This window comes from Arthrobacter sp. H14 (assembly GCF_000520495.1).
GTDB lineage: Bacteria > Actinomycetota > Actinomycetes > Actinomycetales > Micrococcaceae > Arthrobacter_C.
Genome location: NZ_KI914705.1, coordinates 6,761 through 10,059, shown reverse-complemented (window position 1 = coordinate 10,059; position 3,299 = coordinate 6,761). Strand labels below are relative to the sequence as shown.

The following is a 3,299-nucleotide window of genomic DNA, read 5'->3' as shown; positions in this document are numbered from 1 at the left end:
GGGGGCCGGCCGGTATCGAGACGATATCGGTTGTGCGCATTTTGACGATTCTGGCCAGGGGCTGGCCGTAGAGCAGCACGAGGACGGCGGCCACTCGGTATGCGAGGGTATCGATCTCGCTGGTCAGGCACCTTTTGAGCCATTCGAGGCGTTGGTCCTGGGTGAGCATTGGCACGGTTTTGGTGATGTGGCGGCCGGTGCTGATTGGGCCGCAGATCCGGTTCTTCACGGCCCAGCGGATGAACGGTTTAGCGGCGCGCCGGGTGGCGGTGCCATCGGCCAGCCAGGTATCGAAATCCGCCTGGGTGCATTCTTCTGCTGTCCGTGCGCAGGTGTGGAAAAGCCAGGTGAGGAACCTGGTGGCCTCAATGATTTCCTGTTTCGAACTGATGATAGAGGCGCGGGTGGGACGGCCTTCCTGCGAGAGGCTGCGGATACGGCGTAAGTGATGCCAGCGGACGAATTGTTCAACGGGACGGCGTATCTCCGAGTCTGCAATGGCCTTGAACTTGTCATCGAGCCAGGCCTCGAACCGGAACAGGTATTGATCTCGTTCGGGCAGAAGTCCGTGATGGATCAGCAGACTGCGCAGATGCTCGATGCGGGTGCCCGCCGGTTCGGCGTCGAAGGCTTCATGGGTCAGCGGCAGCTGCCCATTGGCGATTCTGCTCAACACAAGGCGCAGATCCGGGTTGCGCAGCCAGGTCAGTATGCTTTCGGGGCGCAACGCGGCGCAGAGAGCCTCCGTCAGAATTCTCGTATTCTCCGCGCGGGGCGTTTCGCCATCATGCGGAACCGGTGTAAGAAGCGTGGTCAGGTCTTCTCTCAATGAACAACGGGCGCAGATTCCCTTGCGGTAGTGCTCGGTCTCAGCCCGGCACCGGCGGCAGTGATAGTCGGCGGTGATGCCGGCGCAATCAGTGCAGACCGGCTGGTTTGTAGTGTGTCCTGCGCGGCCAGGGAGCATGCGGTCCTTCCCGCAGCCGGGACAGGTACCGCGGGTACGCATTGCTTGAGTGAAGCAGGTTCCGCAAATACGCCCTTCGGGCCAGCTGGCGCGATGCTTGCTGGCCTGCCGTCCGCATCTGTGACAGAGGAATGAGCCTCCGACGCGCGGACGTCCCCGTCGGTGCGGCCGCGGGATAACATCAATGCCCATCGCGACTGACTCTGGCCCGTTTAGGCCGGATGCTCTTATCCAGATTGACCACGTTGGCATCGGTGGCCGTCTTTTTACGCCTGGCGTCCGCGGCGGTGACGATGATGAGGTCTTCGGGGCCGCAGGAGAAGATGTCACATAAGGCTGAGACCATTTTCAGCGATATACGCTCCGGACGGTGGGTGACCAGACGGTAAATCTGTGAAGCGGAGAGATCGATGCCGCGTTCGCGCAGTGAAGGAGCGAGATCTGTGCTGTTATGCATGCCCCGGGCGGCCATCAGCTCCGGCAGTCGCCAGCGGTAGTCAGTTTCTCTTTTCATAGTGGTTAGTCCTCCATCCCGGACAAAGCGTTTTTCATGGTTGAGTCCAGCGCCCGGCGTAGTGTCTTCACGCGGTAGTCGCTGGAGACACTGGTATATAAGGCGGTCGTCGACGCGTGCTCATGCCCTACCTGATTCTGCACGAACAGTGCATCCATGCCGGCCTCGATTAGGTGGGTTACGTAGGAGCGGCGCAGGGAGTGAAAATCCAACCCCGGCGAGAGGTCGAGGTCATCACAGTAGCGGCGGAACCTGCGCAGTAAGGCGGCCTCGGAAACAAGGGTGCCGCGTTCAGAGGGGAACAAGTCCAATCCACCGCTCATATGCCGGTGTCCGTTCTCAAGCCAGTCCTCCATAATCTCGGAGGACCAGTCAAAGACTGTCAGTACGCTGCGGCGCTTCGGCGCCGAGCCTTTCATGGCTTTTCCATAACGGACCTGCAGCACACCGTGTTTGCCAAACTCCCGTGCATGCGGATTCCTCGCGAAATCAACCGTTTGCAGGTGCCGGACCTCATTGCGCCTTAGTCCCCACGCGTAGGCGGTTTTGAACACCACTGCGTCCCGGTAGGCCGGCAGCCATCCCTTGCGTTCAAGGGATGCGATCCTCGATACCTCATCATCGGCGCGGTCGAAAAACAATTGCAGCTCCCTACGGGTGAAGGCCCGCTTTTCCGCCGCCGACTCCGAAGCCTGGACATGGACGGCCGTGTTCCAGTCAAAACACACTTGGGCAGGGTGTGTCCCAAACTGCCGTTCGCAAACCCGGTCCCAACCGTAAACCGGATCGCTGACATAGGAGCAGAATGCCCTCAGAGCCGCCTGATAGCTGCGCACCGTAGACTGCCTGGCCTTCTTTTCCGCCCGTAGGTCACCGAAAAACTCGTCTACATTCGCCGGGCTCCAATGCCATGGATACTCGTTGGTGAAACTCAGAAACCGCTTCACGAGGCGTTCGCGCTGTTCGATGGTCAAATGCGCCAGGTTGCGGCTGAGCTGCTGATTACGCCAGCCGCTGAGCATCTCGGTAAAGACGTGCTCCTCCGGATGCAGGAACCGTACCGAGCTGATCTCCAACACTCGGCCGGACGAATCGATGGCCATTAAACCCCCCGAATGACGATTGCAATAGATGCAAGAATCATTCATCAATTGAGCAATCGATGCAAACCCGCAAGTCAGCGGTGGGTTACCCGGAATGCCGAACCTCCGAAGCGCGGCTGAATTGCTTCCCGGATCAGCTCATGAACTTGCCAGAGAAATCCCTATCATGACTGGTGGGGAGCTCCTTTTCATGTCCCGGAACACCCCGGACGCGTGTCGATATCAGAGGCCGGAACTTATTGCATCAGATGCAATAATGGCGATTTTGCTGGTAATCGGACTGCGGCGAAGATCACCGGTCGGCAAACTCTTCTTGGGCAGCACCGCACAAGATCTTCTGTTAAATGCCGATTGCCCGGTTCTCACAGTCAAACCAAAGCGATGACAAGGGGCATAATCCCGGCCACCGAACGTACAAGGTAATGATGTTGCCTATGACTCCAAGAGATGCTGACCACAATTGGCGCCGAGGGGTGATGCGTTGCTGCCCGGATGCCATCGCCGAGCGGAACACCGACGGCGACGGGCTCTGGGTCGAGCTGTTGCGGATCACGACGGCGGACGGAACCACCAAGTACAGTACTTCACCAAGACCGAATGTGATGCGGAGGCGAGGGCGAACGATGCGTTGGCGTGTGAGCAAGAAGGGTGGTCGACGACCGGTCACCTCGAGCGACCCGGTCGCTGAGGCGATCGCCGCAGCAGCCGCTGGCGC

Annotated in this window: 4 protein-coding genes and 1 pseudogene; 2 read left to right on the top strand and 3 right to left on the bottom strand. The window is 59.5% G+C overall.

Annotation, left to right across the window (positions count from 1 at the left end):
* From Y707_RS29305 to Y707_RS0121425, 3 genes are all read right to left on the bottom strand, one after another.
* On the bottom strand, positions 1 to 829 hold an 829-nt coding region (locus Y707_RS29305; RefSeq protein WP_162150264.1), incomplete at its 3' end, for a hypothetical protein.
* A 319-nt stretch (positions 830 to 1,148) separates the two neighbouring features.
* Positions 1,149 to 1,481 carry a helix-turn-helix domain-containing protein gene (locus Y707_RS0121430; RefSeq protein ID WP_026536563.1) on the bottom strand — a complete coding sequence of 111 codons (333 nt, stop codon included), beginning with the start codon at positions 1,479 to 1,481 and terminating at the stop codon, positions 1,149 to 1,151.
* A gap of 5 nt (positions 1,482 to 1,486) precedes the next feature.
* Positions 1,487 to 2,584 (bottom strand): tyrosine-type recombinase/integrase, encoded by a 1,098-nt coding sequence (locus Y707_RS0121425; protein ID WP_026536562.1) that lies wholly within the window; start codon positions 2,582 to 2,584, stop codon positions 1,487 to 1,489.
* 259 nt (positions 2,585 to 2,843) lie between these two features.
* Here Y707_RS0121425 and Y707_RS30295 point away from each other — a divergent pair.
* Positions 2,844 to 2,969 (top strand): annotated as a pseudogene (locus tag Y707_RS30295) (universal stress protein); the annotation flags it as partial.
* Between the two features lie 49 nt (positions 2,970 to 3,018).
* On the top strand, positions 3,019 to 3,299 hold a 281-nt coding region (locus tag Y707_RS32370; RefSeq protein WP_216699325.1), incomplete at its 3' end, for a hypothetical protein.

Bases quoted from the DNA above. Each gene is read 5' to 3' on its own strand.
- Y707_RS0121425 (WP_026536562.1), bottom strand. From the start codon at position 2,584: ATGGCCATCGATTCGTCCGGCCGAGTGTTGGAGATCAGCTCGGTACGG.
- Y707_RS0121430 (WP_026536563.1), bottom strand. From the start codon at position 1,481: ATGAAAAGAGAAACTGACTACCGCTGGCGACTGCCGGAGCTGATGGCC.